Source organism: Cytobacillus sp. Hz8 (assembly GCF_042263505.1).
Classification (GTDB): Bacteria; Bacillota; Bacilli; order Bacillales; family Cytobacillaceae; genus Bacillus_BE.
The window spans coordinates 334,033-358,207 of the sequence record NZ_JBHKFI010000003.1; the positions used below are offsets into that span (position 1 = coordinate 334,033).

At 36.1% G+C, this 24,175-nt stretch carries 22 protein-coding genes and 1 rRNA gene; 10 read left to right on the top strand and 13 right to left on the bottom strand.

The genetic code is table 11. From position 1 onward, the window contains the following. Window positions 1-2: 2 nt before the first annotated feature. The gene (locus ACE38V_RS06645) at window positions 3-200 is read right to left on the bottom strand and encodes a DUF951 domain-containing protein (RefSeq protein ID WP_375840418.1); all 198 of its coding nucleotides are present in this window, start codon (window positions 198-200) and stop codon (window positions 3-5) included. Window positions 201-222: 22 nt separating this feature from the next. After that, a complete protein-coding gene (locus tag ACE38V_RS06650; protein ID WP_375840419.1) occupies window positions 223-1,110 on the bottom strand; it encodes a mechanosensitive ion channel family protein in 888 nt (295 codons plus the stop codon). A gap of 211 nt (window positions 1,111-1,321) precedes the next feature. Between ACE38V_RS06650 and yyaC the strand changes: the two genes are divergently transcribed. After that, on the top strand, window positions 1,322-1,954 hold the full coding sequence (gene yyaC / locus ACE38V_RS06655; RefSeq protein ID WP_375840420.1) for a spore protease YyaC: 633 nt from the start codon (window positions 1,322-1,324) through the stop codon (window positions 1,952-1,954). 92 nt (window positions 1,955-2,046) lie between these two features. Here the strand turns inward: yyaC and ACE38V_RS06660 are convergent, their stop codons facing one another. The 11 genes from ACE38V_RS06660 to rpmH all read right to left on the bottom strand — a co-directional run bounded on the left by ACE38V_RS06660 (window position 2,047) and on the right by rpmH (window position 12,687). Then, complete coding sequence (locus tag ACE38V_RS06660) at window positions 2,047-2,754, bottom strand: DUF554 domain-containing protein (RefSeq protein ID WP_375840421.1); 708 nt, start codon at window positions 2,752-2,754, stop codon at window positions 2,047-2,049. Window positions 2,755-3,162: 408 nt separating this feature from the next. Then, window positions 3,163-4,014, bottom strand: coding sequence for a ParB/RepB/Spo0J family partition protein (locus ACE38V_RS06665; protein WP_375840422.1), 852 nt, complete (start codon window positions 4,012-4,014; stop codon window positions 3,163-3,165). Beyond that, window positions 4,007-4,768, bottom strand: coding sequence for a ParA family protein (locus ACE38V_RS06670; RefSeq protein WP_375840423.1), 762 nt, complete (start codon window positions 4,766-4,768; stop codon window positions 4,007-4,009). Before ACE38V_RS06670 ends, ACE38V_RS06665 begins: the two co-directional genes overlap by 8 nt. 198 nt (window positions 4,769-4,966) lie before the next feature. Next, window positions 4,967-5,851, bottom strand: a complete 885-nt coding sequence (noc, locus tag ACE38V_RS06675) for a nucleoid occlusion protein (RefSeq protein WP_375840424.1) — start codon at window positions 5,849-5,851, stop codon at window positions 4,967-4,969. Window positions 5,852-5,995: 144 nt separating this feature from the next. After that, window positions 5,996-6,712, bottom strand: a complete 717-nt coding sequence (gene rsmG / locus ACE38V_RS06680; RefSeq protein WP_375840425.1) for a 16S rRNA (guanine(527)-N(7))-methyltransferase RsmG — start codon at window positions 6,710-6,712, stop codon at window positions 5,996-5,998. 9 nt (window positions 6,713-6,721) lie between these two features. Then, entirely contained in the window at window positions 6,722-8,623 is a 1,902-nt protein-coding gene (gene mnmG, locus ACE38V_RS06685; protein WP_375840426.1) for a tRNA uridine-5-carboxymethylaminomethyl(34) synthesis enzyme MnmG, read from the bottom strand. A gap of 33 nt (window positions 8,624-8,656) precedes the next feature. After that, window positions 8,657-10,042 carry a tRNA uridine-5-carboxymethylaminomethyl(34) synthesis GTPase MnmE gene (gene mnmE / locus ACE38V_RS06690; RefSeq protein ID WP_375840427.1) on the bottom strand — a complete coding sequence of 462 codons (1,386 nt, stop codon included), beginning with the start codon at window positions 10,040-10,042 and terminating at the stop codon, window positions 8,657-8,659. A 296-nt stretch (window positions 10,043-10,338) separates the two neighbouring features. Continuing rightward, window positions 10,339-10,959, bottom strand: coding sequence for an RNA-binding cell elongation regulator Jag/EloR (gene jag / locus ACE38V_RS06695; RefSeq protein WP_375840428.1), 621 nt, complete (start codon window positions 10,957-10,959; stop codon window positions 10,339-10,341). After that, entirely contained in the window at window positions 10,956-11,732 is a 777-nt protein-coding gene (gene spoIIIJ, locus ACE38V_RS06700) for a YidC family membrane integrase SpoIIIJ (protein ID WP_375840429.1), read from the bottom strand. Before spoIIIJ ends, jag begins: the two co-directional genes overlap by 4 nt. Window positions 11,733-11,965: 233 nt before the next feature. Further along, window positions 11,966-12,331, bottom strand: a complete 366-nt coding sequence (gene rnpA / locus ACE38V_RS06705) for a ribonuclease P protein component (RefSeq protein WP_375840430.1) — start codon at window positions 12,329-12,331, stop codon at window positions 11,966-11,968. Between the two features lie 221 nt (window positions 12,332-12,552). Beyond that, a complete protein-coding gene (gene rpmH, locus ACE38V_RS06710) occupies window positions 12,553-12,687 on the bottom strand; it encodes a 50S ribosomal protein L34 (RefSeq protein WP_053401789.1) in 135 nt (44 codons plus the stop codon). A gap of 627 nt (window positions 12,688-13,314) precedes the next feature. On the opposite strand from rpmH, the gene dnaA reads away from it, so the two are divergent. The 9 genes from dnaA to ACE38V_RS06755 all read left to right on the top strand — a co-directional run. Further along, the gene (dnaA, locus tag ACE38V_RS06715; RefSeq protein WP_375840431.1) at window positions 13,315-14,658 is read left to right on the top strand and encodes a chromosomal replication initiator protein DnaA; all 1,344 of its coding nucleotides are present in this window, start codon (window positions 13,315-13,317) and stop codon (window positions 14,656-14,658) included. Window positions 14,659-14,834: 176 nt separating this feature from the next. Further along, window positions 14,835-15,971, top strand: a complete 1,137-nt coding sequence (dnaN, locus tag ACE38V_RS06720) for a DNA polymerase III subunit beta (protein WP_375840432.1) — start codon at window positions 14,835-14,837, stop codon at window positions 15,969-15,971. 123 nt (window positions 15,972-16,094) lie between these two features. Continuing rightward, entirely contained in the window at window positions 16,095-16,313 is a 219-nt protein-coding gene (yaaA, locus tag ACE38V_RS06725) for a S4 domain-containing protein YaaA (protein WP_375840433.1), read from the top strand. A 14-nt stretch (window positions 16,314-16,327) separates the two neighbouring features. Beyond that, window positions 16,328-17,443, top strand: a complete 1,116-nt coding sequence (recF, locus tag ACE38V_RS06730) for a DNA replication/repair protein RecF (protein WP_375840434.1) — start codon at window positions 16,328-16,330, stop codon at window positions 17,441-17,443. Between the two features lie 13 nt (window positions 17,444-17,456). Beyond that, a complete protein-coding gene (remB, locus tag ACE38V_RS06735) occupies window positions 17,457-17,684 on the top strand; it encodes an extracellular matrix regulator RemB (protein ID WP_375840435.1) in 228 nt (75 codons plus the stop codon). A 118-nt stretch (window positions 17,685-17,802) separates the two neighbouring features. Next, window positions 17,803-19,725: a DNA topoisomerase (ATP-hydrolyzing) subunit B gene (gyrB, locus tag ACE38V_RS06740; protein ID WP_375840451.1), complete on the top strand. Its 1,923-nt coding sequence runs from the start codon at window positions 17,803-17,805 to the stop codon at window positions 19,723-19,725. Between the two features lie 98 nt (window positions 19,726-19,823). Continuing rightward, entirely contained in the window at window positions 19,824-22,322 is a 2,499-nt protein-coding gene (gene gyrA / locus ACE38V_RS06745) for a DNA gyrase subunit A (RefSeq protein ID WP_375840436.1), read from the top strand. A 111-nt stretch (window positions 22,323-22,433) separates the two neighbouring features. Next, a complete protein-coding gene (locus ACE38V_RS06750; protein ID WP_375840437.1) occupies window positions 22,434-23,540 on the top strand; it encodes an HD-GYP domain-containing protein in 1,107 nt (368 codons plus the stop codon). 289 nt (window positions 23,541-23,829) lie between these two features. After that, window positions 23,830-24,175 (top strand): 16S ribosomal RNA (locus ACE38V_RS06755); the annotation flags it as partial.

A 24,175-nucleotide genomic window follows, 5' to 3' on the forward strand; every position in this document is an offset into this window, starting at 1 on the left:
AGTTATTCTTCATGCTTCACTAATATTTTCTTCATTTTCCGTGCGAATTCTTTACGGGGAATTAATACGCTATGATTGCATCCTTCACACTTTAAACGAATATCCATCCCCATACGGATGATCTTCCAGCGATTTGTGCCACATGGATGCTGCTTTTTCATCTCAACAATGTCATTTAAGCCAAATTCCTTCTCCTCCAAAGGTGATCCCTCCAAATGAATATTAATAATTATTCATTGCTTCTTTTTCTTTCTCATTACGTGAATACATAACAAGTCGTGGAAGTGGAATTTCAATTCCGTGAGCATCTAGGCAAAGTTTAACTTCCTTCCTTAGCATTCTGGCAATATACATATGCTGCATTGGCAAAGTTTCTGCTATGATTCTGAGTACAATTTCTGATTGGCCAAAGCTTTGAATCCCTAATAGCTCTGGAGGTGAAACAATCTCTTCATATTTATCCTCAAGTCCAAGCAGCATTTCCTTAAGGACATTCTCCACTTGGATGAAATTTCCTTCATAAGTTACACTCACATCCACAATGGCTAAACTATTATTCAAAGAAAAGTTGGTTATTTCCGTTATATTTCCATTAGGGATAATATGAAGCTCTCCCGTCCAACTTTTCACCTTTGTCGTTTTTAAGCCAATTCCTTCAACGACCCCTTCAAAGTTTCCAATGCGAATATAATCACCTACTGAAAATTGATCCTCAAAAATAATAAAAAATCCTGTAATAATATCCTTCACCAAGCTTTGAGCACCAAACCCAACAGCAAGTCCAACAATCCCTGCACCTGCAAGCAGGGCTTTAACATCAATACCAAAAACAGACAAAATCATCACTAAGGCGATAAAATACACACCATAAGTTAGAATGCTTTTTAATAACTTCATTAAAGTTGCTTCTCTTCGCTCCGATATTCGCAAAGGTGAATGAGATCGAACGCGAAAGATATTGTCAATCACCATTTTTCCTAGTTTTATAATAATTTTTGTAGCAATATAAATAGCTAAAATCTTTAAAGCCCCAATCCCTATATCGGTCCAAAAAGCCTCACTTGTCAACTTCTTCGTAACCATCGATATTAACTTTTCAGTATGGCTCATTCACTCACCTTCTTTCTAGTAATTCCACTCTATTTTAGCAAGAAAACGGACTTCTTTGAAGTTTCCTGATTCGCTTTCTCTTAGTAAAAAACAACCATTTTCGCTAAAAAGAAGCTCCTCACCATTATTTACTCTTTTAATTGAAAAATGAATGTATAGTTTTGGCAATATTTCCGTATACTGTTACTACTATGGCAAGGGAGTGGAATGAATGAATTTAAAACCTAATTTCTTTGATTTAAAAAATAATACGGGTGAAACTAGGTTCAACCATGAGGACCGTGGTGCATCAAGTAAACTAGCAAACGAACTTTTGACATTGCTTCCAAATGGCATTCATTCAAGACCTATTGTCATTGTATGTATAGGAACCGACCGCTCCACTGGAGATTCATTAGGTCCACTCATAGGTACCTTACTAGAGGATAAATCCATTTCCACCTTTCATATTTATGGGACATTGAATGACCCCATCCATGCCGTAAACTTAGAAGATAAATTAAGTGAAATCATGCAGAAGCACTTTAATCCATTTATTATCGGCATTGATGCCTGTCTTGGAAGATTGAAAAGTGTTGGGCATATTCAGCTAGGTGAAGGCCCTGTGAAACCAGGAGCTGGAGTGAATAAAGAACTCCCGTCAGTTGGACATCTTCATATAACTGGAATTGTGAATGTCAGTGGCTTTATGGAGTTTTTTGTCCTTCAAAATACAAGACTCAATTTAGTATTTAATATGGCTAAGACGATTGCAAATGGAATTTATAAGGCCAATTTACTATATAAACCACAAATGGGCTGGTCCAATCTAAATGTTGATTGGGACCAAGAAAAAATCACATAAACCTAAAAAAAGGCTAATTCTTCTCTTGATATTGCGTAAAAGGGGCAAATTTGCCTTTTCTTATCTCTTCCTTCTTCTATTGTGCTCTTTCATTACATCTTAAAGTAATACAAGATCGTAACAATAACGGCAGTTACAACAATCCCTGGCAGGAGATTAGCAACACGAATTTTCGTCAATCCTATTAAATTTAACCCTATCGCAAAAATCATAACTCCTCCAGTTGCTGTCATTTCAATGATGAATTGATCCATTAATTCCTTTGGAATAATATGATAAATTTGTGTAGCAAAAACCGCTATAAGTCCTTCATACATGACTACAGGAATAGCAGAAAAAATAACACCTATTCCAAGTGTAGTGGTTAAGATTAGAGCTGTAAATCCATCGATGATTGCCTTTGTATAAAGGACATCATGGTCTCCCCTTATCCCACTATCTAAAGCACCAATAATCGCCATTGCCCCAATGACAAAAATAAGAGTCGCTGTCACAAATCCTTGGGATATACTTCCCTCTCCTGTCGAACCAATTCTCTCTTCTAACCAATCGCCAAATTTGTTCAATTGATCTTCTAACGCTAATATTTCCCCAATAACCGCTCCAAACACTAGGCTTAGGATGACAATTAAAAAATTATCACTTTTGAATCCCATTTGAAGACCTAAAACCATAACAGCAAGTCCAATAGCATGCATCACCGTTCCTTTTATACTTTCCGGAATACGATGCATCAATTTTCCTAAAAGTGTTCCGATTACGATTAATAAACCATTAACGATGGTACCTAATAATGCCATTTCTTTTCACCTGAATTTCCATTTCGTATAATCAAATAGTTGTGCACTTCGCTATTTTTACAACAAACCAAACATTTAATAACTAATGTAGCATGAAATTCTTCAATTTAATAGAGCTAAGGTTTTCGTTTTATCCCACTCTTAACGGACAGGAGGTCCTAGTCAGGCGAAGCCACAGGACGTGGCGTTATGAGCGTGATAAGTGAAATAAGATTTTTCTTTGGGCTTCAGCCCTTAGAAAAATCAATCAGGCTCTGCGTGACTAACCATCAGTGGGGGATGAATGGCAGACTAAAAGCGCGACGTCCTGTCGCAACGTCTGCACTAGCACGTCCTGTGCGTCGAAAACCCCCACTGATGGAAGTTTCACTTTATGATAAAAAAATAAGCCATCCTACTGAAGGAGGCTTATGACGACTGACGATCGAATAATTCGAGGATCCGTTCTAAATCATCTTTTGAAAAAAATTCAATTTCTATTTTCCCTTTATTTTTAGATTGTTTAATATGGACAGTCGTTCCAAAACGCTCTCGAAGGAAAGATTCCTGCTCTTTTAGAAAAACATCTTTTTCTTGCCTTGGCTCTTTTGTTTCACGTGAAACATGATTATTAATTTGTTGAATTAAATATTCTAATTGGCGTACATTAAGATTTTCCTTCATGATTTTGTCAACTAGAGAGGACAGTTTATCTTTTTTCTTCAAACCTAATAATGCACGGCCATGTCCCATCGTAATTTTTCCGCTAGATATCAATTCTTGGATATTAGCCGGTAAGGTTAACAAACGAATATGATTGGCAATATGAGGTCTGCTTTTCCCAAGTCGTTTAGCTAACTCTTCCTGAGTAACATTCAGCTTTTCCATTAAAAGCTGATAAGCTCCCGCTTCTTCTATCGGATTTAAATCCTCGCGTTGAAGATTTTCTAAGACAGCCAATTCCATCATTTGGTGTTCAGACATATCGCGAACAACCACTGGGACTGTGGCTAATTTAGCTTCCTTTGCAGCGCGGAATCTTCTTTCCCCGACCACTATTTCATAGCCTTTAATGCTCTTTCGTACAATGATGGGTTGGAGAATTCCATGTTCCATAATGGATTGTTTTAATTCCTCAATTGCTTCTTTTTCAAAAAACTTTCGTGGTTGATATGGATTTGGTCGAAGCTCTTTAATTTTCACGTCTTGGACAATTTCTTCCTTTCCAACATCCATATTAGTAAAAAAAGCATCTAACCCTTTTCCCAAGCCTTTAGCCATTAACAACCACTTCCTTCGCTAAATCTAAATATACTTCTGCCCCTCTTGATTTAGGATCGTAAATAATAATGGGTTCCCCATGACTTGGAGCTTCACTGAGACGAATATTTCGTGGAATAACCGTCTTATAAACCTTATCCTGAAAGTATTTCTTTACCTCTTCAATTACCTGAATTCCTAAGTTCGTTCGAGCATCTAACATGGTTAATAAGACGCCTTCAATACGTAATTCTTGGTTTAAATGCTTTTGCACAAGTCTTACCGTATTCAATAGCTGACTAAGTCCTTCAAGCGCGTAATATTCACATTGCACCGGAATCATCACTGAATCTGAAGCTGTGAGGGCATTAAGAGTTAATAAGCCTAGCGATGGAGGGCAATCTATAATAATAAAGTCATAATCATTTTTAATTTCTTCTAAAGCCCGTTTTAAACGAACTTCTCTAGATATCGTTGGGACAAGTTCAATTTCTGCTCCAGCCAATTGAATGGTTGCCGGAATGACATAAAGATTTTCAACTGCTGTTGGCTTTATGACATTTTTGGCTTCCTCATCATCAACAAGAACATCATAAATACATTGATCAACATCTGCTTTATCAAGTCCCGCTCCACTCGTTGCATTTCCTTGAGGGTCTATATCAACCAATAAAACCTTCTTGCCTATGTACGCTAAACAAGCACCTAAATTAACAGAAGTTGTCGTTTTTCCAACTCCACCTTTTTGGTTAGCAATTGCAATAATTTTGCCCACGATTTCACCTACCTTCATTTCCAATTCAATCTATTCGATTCAATCTATTATCTAGCAGTCATGTATACTATTTTAGCATGAAAAACACAAGGGAATAAATTTTTTCTTATAATTACCATAAATAATTACTAGAATAAAAGACAAAAAATAAGAGAAACTAAACTAGATGTTTAATTTCCCACTTGAATTCTATATGAACTATTTCTTTGGAATCTTAATCGTAAATTGATAGTATTCCTCAAATTCTTCCTCTGCCGCATCTAATTTAATTCCACTATCCGATACCATGGAGAGGGACTGGCGAATTGTATTGACGGCAATTCTCATATCCTTGCTAAAGGCCTTTCTCTTTGGCTTTAATTTTTTATTTGGAGATTCAAGTAATTTAACAACTTGCTCTTCCGTTTGTTTCACATTATACCCTTTTTCAATGATGTCATTTAAAAGTTTAATCTGTTTTTCTGGATCCTTTAAAGGGATTAATGCTCTTGCATGTCTTTCTGTAATCTTTTTCATTAATAAAGCATCCTGCACTTCTCTTGGTAGCTTCAAAAGGCGCAGCTTATTAGCAACGGTAGATTGGCCCTTTCCCAATCGCTGAGCAAGTGCTTCTTGTGTCAAATTATGTAGCTCTAATAATTTTCCATAAGCCATTGCCTCTTCAATTGGAGATAGCTCCTCTCGTTGGAGATTTTCAATCAACGCAACGGAGGCTGTTTCTGTATCTGTTAAATTTTTTATAATTGCTGGAACTTCATGCCAACCGAGCTTCTTAATCGCTCTCAATCTTCGCTCACCAGCAATAATTTCATACTTGCCTTTTTCATATTCTCTGACAACAATTGGTTGAATGATTCCATGAATATGAATGGTTCGCGCCAATTCCTCAATCTTCTCATCGTCAAATACCGTTCTCGGCTGAAAACGATTTGGGACAATATGATCAATTGGAATTTTCCTAACCTCTTCATTCTCCTCCCGATTCTCTAACTCCATTGGTTCTTCTAAAGAATCCAATTCCTCCTGAGAATCCTGTGAATCTTTATCACTCAACCCAAAAAAGCGTGAGAAAGTCTGTTTCATTCCCCAACACCACCTTTATGAACTCCCTATTAAAATATTCCCTACAAAATGGCAATATCCTGCATCTATCGAAATTATTCTTTTTTTCATTTATCATTTCGACCCTATTAAAAATTATGCCACAATTTTGGCTAAAAAGTAATGCTATTTTATAGGTGCTTTATTAGGCATTCCCGGTTTTCGCGGATATTTTTTTGGCGTTTGTTTTTCTTTTTTAATAATTAAAATATTTCTTTCACTTTCTTCAAAAGGGAGTTTGAATGAATGAACTTCTTCTAATTTTCCCCCTAGAATGGAAATCGCCTTTTTCCCAGAATCTAGTTCTTCCTTAGCATTTGCTGCCTTCATTGCAATAAAATATCCCCCCGTTTTGGCCAAGGGCAGACATAGTTCACTCAACACCGACATTCTTGCTACAGCTCGTGCTGTAACCACATCATAAGTTTCCCGGTATTGTTTGTTTTGCCCAAATGTTTCTGCTCGATCATGGATAAATTGAACATTCTCTAACTGTAATTGCTCTCTTAAATGTTCTAAAAAATGAATTCTTTTATTTAATGAATCTACAATCGTAACTTTGAGATGCGGAAAGGCAATTTTAATGGGTATGCTTGGAAATCCTGCCCCCGCTCCGACATCACATATATGTAAAGGCTGCGTAAAATCAAAGTAAAAGGACGCGGATATCGAGTCAAAAAAATGCTTTAAATACACTTCAGATTGTTCCGTAATTGCCGTTAAATTCATTTTTTCATTCCACTCAACCAGCATCTGATAATACGTTTCAAATTGTTTTAATTGCTGAGGAGAAAGGTGAATTCCCTTCTCCGTAAGCATGCTGATAAATTGTTCAATGGTCATTGATATGGATCATCCTTCGTTCATTGTATTTGAAACGCGAGCAATTTTACCTTGCTCTAAATACACTAGTAAGATAGAAATATCGGCAGGATTTACTCCAGAAATACGTGAAGCCTGTGCTATCGATAATGGGCTAACTTTTTTCAATTTTTGACGAGCTTCTGTCGCAAGACCTGTAATGGCATCATAATCAATATTTTCCGGAATTTTTTTGTTTTCCATTTTCTTAAGTCGCTCTACCTGTTGAAGGGATTTTTCAATATATCCTTCATACTTGATTTGGATTTCAACCTGCTCTTTTATTTCCTCATCTAAAGATACGTCACTAGAAGCTAATTGTTCAATATGGCTATAATTCATTTCGGGACGTTTCAATAAGTCAGAAGCTCTAATCCCATCTCTTAATTCGCTTCCACCTAGGCTCACGATTAGCTCTTGAACCTCTTTGACTGGCTTCAATATGGTTGAATTGAGCCTTTTCTTTTCTTGGTCAATTGCTTCTTTTTTCTGTAGAAATTTTTGATAGCGTTCTTCTTTAATTAAGCCCACTTTGTAACCAATGCCTGTTAAGCGTAAATCAGCATTATCATGGCGCAATAATAGTCGATATTCTGCTCTTGATGTTAATAACCGATAAGGCTCATTCGTCCCTTTTGTCACCAGGTCATCAATTAATACACCAATATAGGCGTCAGAGCGACTTAAAATGATTTCCTCTTCACCAAGAGCCTTTCTCCCTGCATTCAATCCTGCCATCATGCCTTGTCCTGCTGCTTCTTCATAACCAGAAGTTCCGTTAATTTGACCGGCTGTATATAGATTTTTCACCTTTTTCGTTTCTAATGTTGGCCAAAGCTGAGTTGGTACAATTGCATCATACTCAATCGCGTAGCCTGCCCTCATCATTTGTGCCTTTTCTAAACCCGGAATGGATTTTAAAATTTGATGCTGTACCTCTTCAGGTAAGCTGGTTGATAATCCTTGGACATAGACTTCTTGAGTATGTCTACCTTCTGGCTCTAAAAAGATTTGATGTCTCGGTTTATCGTTAAAACGAACCACTTTATCCTCAATGGATGGACAATAACGAGGACCCGTTCCCTTTATCATGCCAGAATACATCGGTGACCGATGGAGGTTCTGATCAATGATATGATGAGTGGTTTCATTCGTATAAGTTAACCAGCATGGAAGTTGATCGGTAATATATTGAGTGGTTTCATAAGAAAATGCCCGAGGGACATCATCGCCAGGCTGAATTTCTGTTTTACTATAATCAATCGTATGACTATTTATACGAGGAGGTGTTCCTGTTTTGAATCGAACTAAATCAAATCCTAATTCCTCTAGGTGTTCTGATAATTTAATGGATGGTTGTTGATTATTAGGACCACTGGAGTATTTTAAATCCCCAATAATAATTTCTCCGCAAAGAAAAGTTCCGGTTGTAATGACCACTGTTTTGGCATAGTAAATAGCTCCAGTTTTGGTCATAACCCCTTTACAAATATCATCTTCAACAATCAGCCGCTCTACCATCCCTTGTAATAACGTTAAATTCGGCTCACTTTCTAATGTATTTTTCATTTCATTTTGATACATCAGTTTATCTGCCTGTGCTCTTAATGCTCGCACAGCTGGACCTTTCCCAGTATTGAGCATACGCATTTGGATATAGGTTTTATCAATATTCTTGCCCATTTCCCCACCAAGTGCATCGATTTCTCTGACAACAATTCCTTTAGCGGGACCACCGACAGATGGATTACATGGCATAAAGGCAACCATATCTAAATTAATCGTAATCATCAATGTTTTGGCCCCTTGTCTTGCTGCTGCAAGACCTGCTTCACAACCTGCATGACCGGCGCCGATGACAATTACGTCATAGTTTCCAGCTTCATATTGCATAATGCTGCCTCCTTGAATTGTGTAACTTTCTGACTACTTTCCTAAACAAAATTGTGAAAATAATTGATCAATTAAGCTTTCGTGAACACTATCTCCAATAATTTCTCCAAGGATCTCCCATGTTCTAGTTAAATCAATTTGAATCATATCAATAGGAATCCCAGCTTCTACTCCATGTAAGGCATCTTCAATGGATTGGAGAGCTAAATTTAATAGAGAAATATGACGGCTATTTGAAACATAGGTTATATCTCCTGCTTCAATTGACCCTTCAAAATATAATGAGGCAATTGCCTCCTCTAATTCATCTATTCCCTTATCCTCTAATAATGAGGTTGTAATCAATTTACTTTTTCTCGCAAGCTGCTTGACACGGGCTAGATCCATTTTTTGAGGAAGGTCCGTTTTATTAATAATCACAATACTGTCAAAACCATCTACTGCCTTGAATAAATTTTCATCCTCTTTTGTTAGTTCTTCAGAGCTATTTAATACAAGGAGAAGAAGATCTGCCTCTTTTAACACCTGACGAGAGCGTTCCACGCCAATTCGTTCAACAATATCTTCTGTCTCTCTAATCCCCGCTGTATCTAATAATCGCAATGGAACTCCACGAACATTTACATACTCTTCAATTACATCACGGGTTGTCCCGGGAATATCCGTAACAATTGCTTTATTTTCATGTACTAAGCTATTTAAGAGAGAAGATTTCCCGACATTTGGCCGACCAATAATGACTGTCGATAATCCTTCTCGTAAAATTTTCCCCTGTTCTGATGTCTGTAGTAATTTTTTAATCTCCTCACGCACCAAAGTTGCTTTTTCAAATAAAAGCTTATGGGTCATCTCTTCCACATCATCGTATTCAGGATAATCAATATTCACCTCAACATGAGCAAGGGTTTCCAGTATTTCTTGACGAAGTCTGCGAATCAAATTGGAAAGTCGACCTTCCATTTGTCCTAAAGCGACATTCATTGCACGGTCTGTTTTAGCCCGAATTAAATCCATTACAGCTTCTGCTTGGGACAAATCAATTCTCCCATTTAAAAAAGCTCTTTTTGTAAACTCCCCAGGTTCTGCTAGTCTTGCTCCAGCTATTAGAGTAAGCTTCAAAACTCGATTGACCGAAACAAGACCACCGTGACAATTAATCTCCACGACATCTTCAGCTGTAAATGTTTTGCGACCCTTCATAACAGAAACCATCACTTCTTCTGCTACCTCACCTGTCTTTGGGTCGATAATATGTCCATAATGAATGGTATGGGAGTCCACATCTATTAATTTCTTCCCCTTTACTCCGCGAAAAAGCTTATTGGCAATTTCAATTGCTTGATCACCACTTAAGCGAACAATAGCAATCGCTCCCTCACCCATCGGCGTGGATATTGCGGCAATTGTATCAAACTCCAAACATGCTTCCTCCTTTCATTTTTTCACTCAAAAATTTATATAAGTATTGTGATACTTTGAATTTTAGTCATTTAAATTCTTAGAATATCACAAGTTTTTTTCATAAAAAAGAAAATAATCTTCTAATAGTTATCCACATATCTTTGCAAGTAAATTCTATTTTAACTTATCCACATGTGAATAACAATAAAGCACACTGATTATTCACAACGTTATTTCGTAACTGGTCAAAGGTAGGAAAAAATTCAAAAAAAATGCTCCAATCTTGAAGATTGGAGCATTTCAAATATATTTCATTATTTAACTGGCGAAATGACAATATGTCGATTTGGCTCATATCCATCAGAGAAGGTTTTCACACGAGTATTGTTCATCAATGCTGTATGAATAACCTTGCGCTCGTATGAAGGCATCGGTTCAAGGGTAACCGTTTTTCCGGTTTTAATGGATTTTTGTGCAAGACGATCGGCTAATTTTATTAATGTTTCACTTCGTCTTTTTCGATAATCTTCCGCATCAAGAATCACATTAATATACTGCTCAGAGTAGCGATTAATGACAAGCTGTGTCAAATATTGTAATGAATTTAAGGTTTGTCCTCTTTTACCAATCAACAAGGCAATTTTTTGACCAGACAAGATAAATTGAATATCCCTGCCGCTTTTAACAACCTCAACTTCAATGGATGTCCCCATTTTTTCACAAACATTCATCAAAAATTGCTTGGCTTCTTCAATTGGATCAATCTTAACCGTTACTTTTACAATAGCTTGCCTTGAACCAAAGATCCCCAAAAATCCTTTTTTTCCTTCATCAATGATCGTTACTTCTGTGCGATCCTTTGTTGTTTTTAGCTGAGCTAAAGCCGACTGTACTGCCTCTTCGACGGTTTGTCCGTTAGCAGTGATCTGTTTCACTTTTTCGCTCCTCCCGCTTTACCGGTAGCTGTTGTATTCACTTCCGGTCCTTTAATTAAGTATGTTTGCACAATCATAAAGATATTTCCAACTACCCAATATAAAGAAAGGGCTGCAGGAAAATTTATTGCAAAGACAACAATCATAACAGGCATAACGTAGAGCATCATTTTCATTTGTGGATTATCATTCGCAGTTCCAGCCATCATAATTTTTTGTTGAATAAAGGTGGTTGCACCTGCTATGAGAGGTAATAAGTAAATAGGATCTGGAGAACCCAAATCAAACCATAGGAAATTATCCTCCGCAATCGCTCGAGTTCTTGAAATGGCATGATAGAAACCAATCAAAATTGGCATTTGAATGATCAGTGGAAAACAACCAGCTAACGGGTTTACCCCATGCTTTTGAAACAGTTCCATTGTTTCCTGCTGTAGTTTTTGCTGAGTCTTTTGATCCTTAGAACTATATTTTTCTTTGAGTCTTTGCATTTCAGGTTGAATTACTTGCATCGCCTTTGAGCTTTTGGTTTGTTTAATCATTAATGGTAATATTACAAGTCTTATAAGAATGGTGACAATAATTATAGATAATCCAAAACTTCCCCACAAAATATCAGCTGCTTTTATAATGAGCTGGGAAAGTGGATAGACAATAAATTCATTCCAAAATCCTTTACTTTCTGAAGTAATCGGTTTATTAACCTCCGTACATCCCGACAAAAATGCCATTAAAAATGTTAAACCGATTGCTAAAAATATTCGCTTCTTCAACCGTTTATTCCTCCTTGTCATTTCATGTTAAAAACATAACATGAACATTCATTGGGTTCATCCCTTCATTCTTCTTCAATCCAGTTATTTATTAAGTTTGCCGTTATTTATGTATTAGGCGATTAACTAAAGGTTTAAACCTTTAAATCACACCCATTAATTATTCTTTTTCAATTATGGGAAATCCAAGTGTATTGTATCATTTTTTCATGTTTCATCACTAGCTTATTTATTTAGTTTTTTGAATACTGATGATTCTTTATATTCAAAGCCCTTGCTACTTTCAAAACATGAGTTAAACTTTTTTTTACCTCATGAAAATTCATTGTAGCAACTGGTTTTCTAGCAATAATTACATAGTCATAATTATTTTTTACATCGTCTTCAAGTTCTAAAAAGGCCTGGCGAATATAACGTTTGATTTGATTCCTAGTAACAGCATTTCCTATTTTTTTACTGACAGAAAGACCAATTCTAAAATGAACCTGCTCTGGCTTTGGTAAAGCGTAGATCACAAATTGCCTGTTGGCAAAAGACTTTCCATTTTTGAAAGCCACTTGAAATTCATTATTTTTTTTGATTCGATATTCTTTTTTCATCTTTCATAACCCTTTCATTCCCATTTGGAACAAATCACTTTTCTTTTCGAAGTTGGCGGTAAATGAGGTCTCTCCCTCAGGTTATATCTCATTATGACATATAATTCAGGAAACTAAAAATACACGGGAATTTAAGAATGGGAAAAGAAGCAATACTTGTAATGGTGATGGATGATATTGCCGAAAATCATTGAAAAAAAAACCACTGATGTTTCAGTGGTTTATGCAGATAATACTTTTCTTCCTTTACGACGACGGCGTGCTAGTACCTTACGGCCATTAGCAGAACTCATGCGGCTACGGAAACCGTGAACTTTACTTCTTTTACGTTTATTTGGTTGATAAGTTCTTTTCATTATATGACACCTCCCTGAGGATTACTGTTAAAGACAGTCTTATAAATTATAAAGAGTATATAGGAAAAATGTCAACCTTATTAGGGAAATTTCTCATGCTAGGAAGTTCTTTTATTTGTAAATCTTCTAACTTTTATTTTTCATTTTCCTTTTTGGCACAAAATTTTCGAAACTTGATTTTTTTATAAATAGGCGATTTTTTCGCTTTGTGGATAAAATTCGACAAGATTTATTTTATCCACATCCTTTATTGACAGCTTTTTCACACATTCAATCCTTGTGGACAATTTTTATAAACATGTTATTTTTCTTGTGGATAAGTTTTTAAAAAGCATTGCACCACTAAGGAGAATTTGGTATTATTATTTTGTTTTTACTCTTCATAATTTATGTTGATAAAATACGTTATCCACAGATTGTGAATAACTTGTGGATAATTTATTCACCATACCTGAAAAAGTTTGTCCACAGATGGTGGATATTGTCGAAAAACCATTTTACTTCTTAATTATATAGTTTTCCACATATGCTTCTAAAAAATAGGTTGTACATCTTGTATAACCTTCGTTTTTTTATGCAATATTACAGTCTTCTATTCACTAAAAATCAAAAAAGGAGGGAATATCATTGGAAAATATTGCGGATCTTTGGGATAAATCTCTAGCAGTTATCGAGAAGAAAATAAGCAAGCCTAGCTTTGATACTTGGCTAAAGTCCACAAAAGCCTCTTCACTTCAAGGCGATATATTAGTAATAACTGCACCTAATGAATTTGCTCGTGATTGGCTAGAGGAACGCTACTCCCAACTAATCTCCGGGATTCTTTTTGAATTAACCGGGGAAGAGCTCGGTGTTAAATTTGTCATTCCACAAAACCAGCATGAAGAAGAAGTTGATATACCTGTATCCCCAAAGAAAAATAAAGGGGATTATCATGCAGAAATCCCGCAAAGTTTGTTAAATCCTAAGTATACTTTCGAGACCTTTGTTATAGGATCTGGAAACCGATTTGCTCATGCCGCTTCTTTAGCGGTTGCAGAGGCTCCCGCTAAAGCTTACAACCCTTTATTTATCTATGGTGGAGTAGGTTTAGGAAAAACCCATTTAATGCACGCGATTGGCCACTATGTATTAGATCACAATCCATCTGCTAAGGTTGTGTATTTATCATCAGAAAAATTCACAAACGAATTTATTAATTCCATTAGGGATAATAAAGCAGGCGAATTTCGCGATAAATATCGAAAAGTCGATGTCCTCTTAATAGATGATATTCAGTTTTTAGCTGGAAAAGAATCAACTCAAGAGGAATTTTTCCATACATTTAACGCACTACATGATGAAAGTAAGCAAATAATTATTTCAAGCGATCGGCCACCGAAAGAAATTCCAACACTTGAGGACCGTCTGCGCTCAAGGTTTGAATGGGGACTAATTACAGATATTACGCCACCAGATTTAGAGACCAGAATTGCCATTCTTAGAAAAAAAGCAAAGGCAGAAGCTTTAGACATTCCAAATGAGGTCATGCTATATATTGCCAATCAAATTGATTCCAACATTCGTGAATTAGAAGGTGCACTTATTCGTGTTGTTGCTTATTCTTCATTGATTAACAAAGATATTAATGCAGATCTTGCTGCTGAAGCCTTAAAGGATATCATTCCTAGTTCTAAACCAAAGGTCATAACGATTCATGAAATCCAACGAATTGTTGGAGAGCATTTTAATGTGAAATTAGAGGATTTTAAAGCGAAAAAGCGGACAAAATCTGTTGCCTTTCCTCGACAAATTGCCATGTATCTATCCAGGGAATTAACAGATTTCTCCTTGCCGAAAATTGGCGAGGAATTTGGCGGACGTGATCACACGACTGTCATTCATGCACATGAAAAAATATCAAAGCTGCTGCAAACTGATGCTCAGTTTCAAAATCAAATGAAAGAACTAAACGATATGTTAAAAGTTTAGGATACTGTGAATAACTGGTCTTATCTTACACACAGTCTATCCACATGTGGACAGGCTGTGTTTCCTTTGAAATTTTCAGTTATCCACATGTTAACAGGCCCTATTACTATTACTACTATTTTTTTAAAATAATAATTAATAAATAAGCTAATAAATGAAAACGGAGGATTAAACTAATGAGATTCATAATCCAACGAGATCGGTTGGCCCAAAGTGTACAAGATGTAATGAAAGCTGTAACAAGCAGAACAACGATTCCTATTTTGACCGGAATAAAAATTTTAGCAACAAATGAAGGGGTTTCTTTAACTGGTAGTGATTCAGATATATCGATTGAGTCTTTTATTCCTAAAGAAGAAGCTGGAGATGAAATTATAGAAATTAAACAAACGGGCGCAATTGTGTTACCAGCTAAATTTTTCAGTGAAATCGTCAAAAAGCTCCCAACTGATTTTGTTGAAATTGAAGTGGAAAATCACCTTCAAACGGTTATTCGCTCAGGAAAATCTGAGTTCAATTTAAATGGACTGGATGCAGAGGAATATCCACATTTGCCGCAAATTAAAGAAGATCATGTTTTAAAAATACCTACAGACTTATTAAAAATCATGATTCGACAAACTGTTTTTGCAGTGTCCACCTCAGAAACACGCCCAATCTTGACAGGTGTAAACTTGAAGGTAGAAAACAATGAATTAACCTGTATTGCAACAGATAGTCATAGACTTGCTCTAAGAAAGGCAAGAATTGAATCAGAAATACAAAATCAATACAACGTGGTTATTCCAGGTAAAAGCTTAAATGAGTTAAGCAAAATCCTTGATGACAATAATGAACAGGTTGAAATTGTTATTACAGATAATCAAGTATTGTTTAAGGCTAAGCATCTCCTGTTTTTCTCAAGATTGCTTGAAGGAAACTATCCAGATACTTCGAGATTAATTCCATCAGAAAGTAAAACAGAGATTGTCGTAAATACAAAGGAATTTTTGCAAGCCATTGATCGGGCTTCACTACTTGCAAGAGAAGGACGAAATAATGTGGTGAAATTCTCGACAAATGAGAACAAAACGATAGAAATTTCTTCAAACACACCAGAAATCGGAAAGGTCATTGAAGAAATTCAAAGCCAGTCCATTGAAGGGGAAGAATTAAAAATATCTTTTAGTGCAAAATATATGATGGATGCATTAAAGGCACTAGAAGGTTCTGAAATTAAGATAAACTTTACTGGTGCAATGAGACCGTTTTTAATCAATCCGATGCATGATGATTCGATTCTTCAATTAATTCTACCAGTAAGAACTTATTAAAATCGAAGCTGCCAGGCGAATTCTGGCAGCTTTTTAACGATTTTTTACTTTACTTCCCTTTGTGTATGTAGAGTTTATTTAGTAAAATAAAGTATTAGAACAATAAATGAAAGAGTGAAGTAAGTGGAGCAGATAATAAAAATCGATACGGAATATATCACACTAGGTCAATTTTTAAAACTTGCGGAAATTATCGATAGTGGTGGAATGGCAAAATGGTTTTTAAGTGAACATGAAATATTTATTAATGGTGAACAGGATCAAAGAAGAGGGAAAAAACTAAGAGACGGTGATTCAATAGAGATTGAAAAAATTGGAAAATTTCTTGTTGTGAAACAGTAAAAAGGAAGTAAACTATGTATATAGAGCATTTGCTTTTAAAAAATTACCGAAACTACGAAAATCTAGAAATGCAGTTTGAAAACAAGGTTAATGTTATCCTAGGTGAGAATGCTCAGGGAAAAACAAATGTGATGGAATCTATCTATGTTTTAGCAATGGCTAAATCCCATCGTACCTCAAATGATAAAGAACTTATCCGTTGGGATGAGGAATATGCTAAAATAGAAGGTAGGATTCAAAAAAGCTCGGGATCTGTTCCAATGCAGCTAGTTATTTCAAAAAAAGGGAAAAAAGCAAAATGTAATCATATTGAGCAGAAAAAATTAAGTCAATATGTTGGAAATATGAATGTTGTTATGTTTGCGCCTGAAGATCTCCATCTTGTTAAAGGGAGCCCTCAAGTTAGGCGTCGTTTTATTGATATGGAAATTGGCCAAGTATCTCCTCTATATCTACATGAAATAAGCCAATATCAAAAAATTTTACAGCAGAGAAATCATTATTTAAAACTTCTCCAAACCAAAAAGCAAACTGATCTTACCATGCTTGAAATTTTGACTGAACAATTTATTCAATCTGCTGTAAGGATTGTATTAAAGCGGTTTGAATTTCTTTATTTGCTACAAAAATGGGCTTTGCCGATTCACGAAGGAATATCTAGAGGTTTAGAAACTTTAAAAATCCAGTACAAGCCCTCAGTGGACGTATTAGAAAGCCAAGATATGTCGAAAATGATAACAGTATTTGAGGAAAAATTTGATAAAATAAAAGTAAGAGAAATGGAAAGAGGAGTCAGTTTATTTGGACCTCATCGCGATGATGTAATGTTCTTTGTTAACAATCGGGATGTTCAAACCTTTGGTTCACAAGGACAGCAACGGACAACGGCATTATCGCTAAAACTGGCTGAAATTGAACTTATTTACTCAGAAATAGGGGAATACCCTATTTTACTTCTTGATGATGTTTTATCTGAACTTGATGATTATCGTCAATCACATTTATTAAATACTATCCAAGGTAAAGTACAAACCTTCGTAACGACAACGAGCGTAGAAGGCATAGATCATCAAACTCTTAAAGAAGCATCTACCTTTTATGTTAGTAAAGGGAGCATGATTCAATGTTAAATGAGGTGATTATGTGTACGTTCATGTTGGAGAAGATGTATTAATTCGTTCGAAAGAAATTATTGCTATTTTAAATAAAGATAGCTTTGATGATTTAAAAGGGTTCCCAGAGTTTGAAAATAGATATGGTAACAAGATATTTAATGTTTCAAAAGGCGAATTCAAATCAGTTGTTGTAACAGACAACAACATCTATCTTTCTCCTTTTGTATCCTTAAAAATCCTGAAACACACAAAATAAGCAATTGGTTAGACAGAAAAATATATAATTCATTTGCCATAAGTTTTATCAAAATGGCATATGGCTCATAAAATGCATGATTTGTAGTTATTAGAAAGTGTAGGTGATTGGTATGGCGATGGAACAAAAAGCAGTTGAAGAGGAATCCTATGATGCAAGCCAGATACAAGTCTTAGAGGGACTTGAAGCCGTTCGAAAACGTCCTGGGATGTATATTGGTTCTACTAGCTCTAAAGGCCTTCACCATTTAGTTTGGGAAATCGTTGATAACAGTATTGACGAGGCATTAGCTGGATTTTGTAGTGAAGTAAGAGTAGTTATAGAAAAGGATAACAGTATTACTGTTATTGATAATGGTCGTGGAATACCGGTTGGTATTCAAGAAAAGATGGGACGGCCAGCAGTTGAGGTTATTATGACTGTCCTTCATGCAGGTGGAAAATTTGGCGGCGGCGGATACAAAGTATCTGGTGGACTTCATGGTGTTGGTGCGTCAGTTGTAAATGCCTTATCATCTGAATTAGAAGTCTATGTTCATCGTGATGGGCATATTTATTATCAAAAGTATATGCGTGGAGTTCCATGTGAAGATTTAAAAATGATTGGTGATACAGATCATAATGGAACGACCACTCATTTTAAACCAGATGAGGAAATTTTTAAGGAAACATTGGAATATGAGTATGATATCTTAGCCAATCGTTTAAGAGAGCTCGCTTTCTTAAATCGTGGAATCAAAATTATTATTGAAGATAAACGAGTTGAAAACAAAACAAATGAATATCATTATGAAGGCGGAATAAAGTCCTATGTAGAGCATTTAAATCGAACAAAAGAAGTTCTCCATGAAGAAGCAATTTACATTGAGGGAGAACGAGATGGTATTACGGTAGAAGTATCTCTACAATACAATGATAGCTATACAAGTTTTATTCACTCCTTTGCCAATAATATTAATACCTATGAAGGCGGTACTCATGAATCAGGATTCAAAACTGCCTTAACTCGTGCTATTAATGATTATGCAAGAAGAAGCGGGATTTTTAAGGAAAGTGATGCAAATCTTTCAGGTGAAGATGTTCGTGAAGGATTGGTAGCTATTGTATCGATTAAGCATCCAGATCCCCAATTTGAAGGACAAACAAAAACAAAATTAGGAAATTCAGAGGTTCGAACAGCAACGGATACGATTTTTGCTGACCACTTTGAAAAATTCCTTTTAGAAAACCCAACCGTTGCTAGGAAGATTGTAGATAAAGGTTTAATGGCAGCCCGTGCAAGGATGGCGGCAAAAAAAGCTAGGGAGTTAACAAGAAGAAAAAGTGCTTTAGAGGTATCTAGCCTTCCTGGGAAGCTGGCGGACTGTTCCTCAAAGGATCCATCTATCAGTGAATTGTATATCGTAGAGGGTGACTCTGCTGGTGGCTCCGCTAAGCAAGGTCGAGAAAGACATTTTCAAGCTATTTTACCTCTAAAAGGGAAAATCCTAAATGTAGAAAAAGCACGTTTGGATCGAATCCTCTCAAACAATGAAGTTCGTGCTATTATCACAGCTTGTGGGACGGGGATTGGAGAAGAATTTGATATATCTAAAGCAAGATACCATAAAATTGTTATCATGACGGATGCTGATGTTGATGGAGCTCATATTCGAACTTTATTATTAACCTTTTTCTATCGCTATATGAGACAAATTATCGAGGCTGGATATATTTATATCGCTCAGCCACCTTTATATAAGGTGCAGCAAGGAAAACGCGTAGAATATGCCTATAATGATCAACAACTTGATAAAATTTTTGCAGAGTTACCTAGTCAACCTAAGCCCAATATTCAACGATACAAAGGTTTAGGGGAAATGAACCCTACCCAGCTTTGGGAAACAACAATGGATCCGGATGCAAGAACATTACTTCAAGTCAATCTTAAAGATGCGATTGAAGCTGATGAAACATTCGAAATTTTAATGGGTGAAAAGGTAGAGCCTCGAAGAAACTTTATTGAGGAAAATGCTCAATACGTTAAGAACTTAGACATTTAATGCGTGACAGGATAGATGACATCTATCCTGCTTTTACGTCATAAACATACAAGATTTTTACGTTTTAGGTAACAAAATTGGTAAAGGAGGTTTTTTCAATGTCTGAAACACCTAGCTCCCAAGTGAAAGAGGTAAATATAAGCCATGAAATGAGAACTTCTTTCTTGGATTACGCCATGAGTGTTATTGTTTCACGGGCATTACCTGATGTTCGTGACGGTTTAAAGCCTGTACATCGCCGTATTCTATATGCTATGCATGATTTAGGAATTCATGCAGATAAACCATATAAAAAATCTGCTCGTATCGTCGGTGACGTTATCGGGAAATATCATCCTCATGGAGATGCTGCCGTCTATGAAACCATGGTTCGGATGGCACAAGATTTTAACTATCGTTATATGCTTGTTGATGGACATGGAAACTTTGGTTCTGTTGATGGGGATGGAGCAGCGGCGATGCGTTATACAGAATCACGCATGTCTAAAATTTCCATGGAGTTATTGAGAGATATTAATAAAGACACAATCGACTATCAGGATAATTATGATGGGGAAGAAAAAGAACCAGTCGTATTACCTGCGAGATTCCCTAATCTTTTAGTTAACGGTACAACGGGGATTGCTGTTGGGATGGCGACTAATATTCCTCCACATCAGCTTGGGGAAATTATTAATGGTGTTCTTGCTGTTAGTAAAAATCCTGAGATCACCACGAGTGAGCTAATGGAAATCATTCCGGGACCTGATTTTCCAACTGCAGGTTTAATCATCGGAAGAGGCGGGATTAGAAAGGCCTACGAAACTGGACGTGGTTCGATTACTTTGAGAGCCAAAGTCGAAATTGAGCAAAAGCCGAATGGCAAAGATAGCATCATCATTAAAGAAATTCCTTATCAAGTTAACAAGGCAAAATTAATCGAAAAAATTGCCGAATTAGTACGCGATAAAAAAATTGATGGAATCACAGATTTGCGTGATGAATCAGATAGAAATGGAATGCGCATAGTGATTGAAGTTCGCAAAGATGCAAACTCCAATGTGCTATTAAATAATTTATATAAACATACAGCTCTTCAAACAAGCTTTGGGATTAATATGTTAGCACTTGTCGATGGACAACCTAAGGTTTTAACCCTAAAACAGTGCCTACAATATTATTTAGATCACCAAAGAGTCGTTATTCGAAGAAGAACTGAATTTGAATTAAGAAAAGCAGAAGCACGCGCCCATATCCTGGAAGGGTTAAGAATAGCTCTTGATCATCTTGATGAGGTTATTAATCTAATCCGGAGCTCCCGTACAACAGATATTGCCCGTGAAGGATTAATGACAAACTTCAATTTATCTGAAAAACAAGCTCAAGCCATTCTAGACATGCGTTTACAAAGATTAACCGGTTTAGAAAGAGAAAAAATTGAAGAAGAATATCAAGGTTTAGTTAAGCTAATTGCAGAATTAAAAGCCATTCTTGCTGATGATGAAAAAATCCTTGAAATTATTCGCGAGGAATTGAATGAAATTAAGGAAAAATATAATGACACACGTCGTACAGAAATTGTTTCAGGTGGGATAGAAAGCATCGAGGATGAAGATTTAATTCCTCGTGAGAATATTGTCATTACACTTACACATAATGGCTATATTAAGCGATTACCGGTTTCTACCTATCGTTCACAAAAACGTGGAGGCAGAGGCATTCAAGGAATGGGAACAAACGAAGATGACTTTGTCGACCAATTAATTACGACTTCTACACATGACACCATTCTATTCTTTACGAATAAAGGTAAGGTATATCGTTCTAAGGGTTATGAGATTCCTGAATTTAGCCGAACAGCTAAGGGAATCCCAATCATCAATTTACTAGAGGTAGATAAAGATGAGTGGGTAAATGCAATTATACCTGTGGAAGATTTTGTCGATGACTGGTTCTTATTCTTTACAACGAAGAATGGAATTTCTAAGCGTTCTCCATTAAGTTCATTTGCCAACATAAGAAATAATGGATTAATTGCTGTAAATCTTAGAGAAGATGATGAGCTAATCTCTGTTCGTTTAACGGATGGAAATAAAGAAATTATTATTGGAACTAAAAAAGGTCTGTTAATCCGCTTCCCTGAAACAGATGTTCGTTCTATGGGAAGAACAGCAACGGGCGTTAAGGGAATCAACTTGGATTCTGATGATGAAGTCATTGGAATGGAAGTTCTGAAAGAAGATTCAGAGATATTAATTGTAACGAAAAATGGTTATGGAAAGAGAACCCCTGCAGGAGAATACCGCATCCAGGGTAGGGGCGGAAAAGGAATTAAAACTTGCCATATAACAGAGAAAAATGGAGAGCTTGTAGCCATGGAGGTCGTTACTGGTGAGGAAGACCTCATGATTATCACCACAGGTGGTGTTCTGATCCGTATGGCTGTAAATGATATTTCAACTTTAGGAAGAAATACTCAAGGTGTCAGATTGATTCGCTTAAATGAAAGTGAAGATAAGTATGTAGCAACGGTTGCTAAAGTGGAAAAAGAAGATGAAGAGGAATTGTCTGAGGAACAAAGTAATACTGAATCATCTGAAGAGATGAATGAGGAATAAAAAAATATCAGAGGACATAGAATGTCATTTAGACATTTTATGTCCTCTTTTTTTGTGAAATAAAGTAAAATAGGAATTAAAAGAAATTAACTGAATTTAGAGGTGGACCTCGTGCGTGTAAGTATAGCAGAACTTTTAGAGGGTTGTATTCTTGCAGAAGATATCTTTAGTCTGACTAATCGACCAATCATAGCCAAAAAGACAGTCATTAATCAGGAACTAATCGGAATACTATCTGCCTTTTTAATCCCAAATGTTGCAGTAGAAAAGACCTTGATAGATGGGCAGCCGTTTATCCCGAGTGAAATCATTGAGGAAGAAATAGAGGAGATGGGTAATGAGCAGCCACATAATGAACAAACCTTTACAGATTTATTTTTAAATGCTGTTAAAGAATTCAAAAGAGAATTTTTATCATGGCAATCAGGGTTGCCAGTGGATATAATTAAAATTAGAAAAATTATGATGCCTTTAGCAGAAAACTTAGATCATTATTATTCGGAATTATTTACTCTTCACCATCTATCAACGATGGAAGAATATCCTTTTCAACATTCAATTTCGGTCGGACTCTTTAGTGCATACATTGGGAGAAAATTGAACTATAAAAATGCTGATATCATTCAATTATCCATTGCGGGTTGTCTTGCTGATTGTGGTATGGCAAAGGTTCCTGAAAAAATCCTATTTAAAAAATCCAGTTTAACGATTGACGAATTTGAAGAGATAAAACAGCATCCGTACTATAGTTTTAAAATGGTGCAAAACAGTTCATTATTAGCAGGTGGGACAAAGCTAGCTATCCTTCAACATCATGAAAGATTGGATGGAAGTGGGTATCCACGAGGTGAAACAAATAGAATTCACTCCTTTGCTAAAATAATTGCTATTGCAGATACTTTCCATGCACTAACATCTGAAAGATTATATCGCAGAAAACAATCACCATTTAAGGTGTTGGAAATGATGAAGCAAGATGATTTTGGTAAATTTGACCTTACCTCACTTAAAGCTCTTCAATCAGGATTGTTAAATTACTCCATCGGAAGCACTGTAAAATTATCAAATGGACAAGTTGGGGAGATTATTTTTGTAAATGAGCAAAATCCAACTAGACCGATGATCAAGCTGATTGCATCGGATGAAATTATACAGTTAGAAAAAAATAGACAAATTTTTATTGAGGAAATCACAAATGAAAATGGGGTAGTAAAATAAGTGAATTTCCTTGAAGTATGAATGCTTATCTTCTCCAAAATAGTAGATTAAGAAAAAATAAAAAAACGCTTGAATTATTATATTTATCTTGATATAATAATTCAAGTCGGCAAGAGACAAGGATAAAAAATATCCACCTAGTGTTGACAAAGCAACATTAAAATGATATATTAATAAAGTCGCCTTTGGGTGATGGTTAAATCATTTTAATAGATTTGTTCTTTGAAAACTAAACAAACCATACGTCAACGTTAATTCTATTTTTAAAACTAAGAGCTAATCTTACTCTTTTTTGGAGAGTTTGATCCTGGCTCAGGACGAACGCTGGCGGCGTGCCTAATACATGCAAGTCGAGCGAACTTTTGGGAGCTTGCTCCCAAAAGTTAGCGGCGGACGGGTGAGTAACACGTGGGCAACCTGCCTGTAAGACTGGGATAACATCGGGAAACCGATGCTAATACCGGATAATTCTTTCCTGCTCATGCAGGAAAGCTGAAAGATGGCTCCGGCTATCACTTACAGATGGGCCCGCGGCGCATTAGCTAGTTGGTGAGGTAACGGCTCACCAAGGCAACGATGCGTAGCCGACCTGAGAGGGTGATCGGCCACACTGGGACTGAGACACGGCCCAGACT

Bases quoted from the DNA above. Each gene is read 5' to 3' on its own strand.
- gyrA (WP_375840436.1), top strand. From the start codon at position 19,824: ATGTCTGAAACACCTAGCTCCCAAGTGAAAGAGGTAAATATAAGCCAT.
- dnaN (WP_375840432.1), top strand. From the start codon at position 14,835: ATGAGATTCATAATCCAACGAGATCGGTTGGCCCAAAGTGTACAAGAT.
- rsmG (WP_375840425.1), bottom strand. From the start codon at position 6,712: ATGACCATTGAACAATTTATCAGCATGCTTACGGAGAAGGGAATTCAC.
- rnpA (WP_375840430.1), bottom strand. From the start codon at position 12,331: ATGAAAAAAGAATATCGAATCAAAAAAAATAATGAATTTCAAGTGGCT.
- ACE38V_RS06650 (WP_375840419.1), bottom strand. From the start codon at position 1,110: ATGAGCCATACTGAAAAGTTAATATCGATGGTTACGAAGAAGTTGACA.
- ACE38V_RS06665 (WP_375840422.1), bottom strand. From the start codon at position 4,014: ATGGCTAAAGGCTTGGGAAAAGGGTTAGATGCTTTTTTTACTAATATG.
- rpmH (WP_053401789.1), bottom strand. From the start codon at position 12,687: ATGAAAAGAACTTATCAACCAAATAAACGTAAAAGAAGTAAAGTTCAC.
- ACE38V_RS06660 (WP_375840421.1), bottom strand. From the start codon at position 2,754: ATGGCATTATTAGGTACCATCGTTAATGGTTTATTAATCGTAATCGGA.
- noc (WP_375840424.1), bottom strand. From the start codon at position 5,851: ATGAAACAGACTTTCTCACGCTTTTTTGGGTTGAGTGATAAAGATTCA.
- mnmG (WP_375840426.1), bottom strand. From the start codon at position 8,623: ATGCAATATGAAGCTGGAAACTATGACGTAATTGTCATCGGCGCCGGT.
- yyaC (WP_375840420.1), top strand. From the start codon at position 1,322: ATGAATTTAAAACCTAATTTCTTTGATTTAAAAAATAATACGGGTGAA.
- recF (WP_375840434.1), top strand. From the start codon at position 16,328: ATGTATATAGAGCATTTGCTTTTAAAAAATTACCGAAACTACGAAAAT.
- gyrB (WP_375840451.1), top strand. From the start codon at position 17,803: ATGGAACAAAAAGCAGTTGAAGAGGAATCCTATGATGCAAGCCAGATA.